This is a genomic window from Streptomyces albidochromogenes, assembly GCF_005981925.1.
Classification (GTDB): Bacteria; Actinomycetota; Actinomycetes; order Streptomycetales; family Streptomycetaceae; genus Streptomyces; species Streptomyces albidochromogenes.
Map to the genome: position 1 here is coordinate 1 of NZ_VBVX01000722.1, position 617 is coordinate 617.

The 617-nt window shown below is 73.6% G+C and carries 1 protein-coding gene; it reads right to left on the bottom strand.

Annotated elements, in window-relative coordinates; translation table 11 throughout:
- Positions 1-83: 83 nt before the first annotated feature.
- On the bottom strand, positions 84-599 hold the full coding sequence (locus E2E34_RS34930) for a hypothetical protein (protein ID WP_138905794.1): 516 nt from the start codon (positions 597-599) through the stop codon (positions 84-86).
- Between the last annotated feature and the right edge of the window lie 18 nt (positions 600-617).

The following is a 617-nucleotide window of genomic DNA, read 5'->3' on the forward strand; positions in this document are numbered from 1 at the left end:
GACAAGGAGTTCCCGCTGGAGGCACCGGGCGAGGGGGAGACGGTCGACTACGGCGGCCAGCTCCCCAAGAGTTCCGACGCGTCCTAGCTCCTCTTCTTCGCCTTCCGCTTCAGCAGGAGGCGGGGAAGCGCGGCCGGTACGGGAAGGCGCGTCGTCGCGCCGGTCGGCAGCGGGGCGGCGGCGAGCGACCCGTCCGGCAGCCCGGTGGTCGCCCCCTGCGGCTCCAGGCGCAGTACGCGGCACTCGCGGGCCCAGCGCTCGGTCATCCGCTCGGCGTCGGGCGCGTTCAGGCGCTTGCCCTTGAGCTCCGCGACGGCCGCCTCCCAGAGGTCGGAACCGGCCGGGTGCTCGGTGACGGCGGCGGTCCAGGTGACGAGCCGGCCGCCCTTGTCCTTGCTGCGTACGGTGACTTCGGCGCTCGCACCGTCGGCCAGCCCGGGGAACGGCTGCTCGCCGGGGCCGTCTCCGACGACGTAGGCGGCGCCGTCGTGCCAGACGTGCCACAGCGAGCGGGCGGGACCGGTGCCTCGTACCCAGATGAGGCCGGACTTCTTGGTGGCCTCCTCGACGAGGGCCTGGTCGAGCAAGGTCTGCGTCATGCGGCTCAGCCTAGGCCC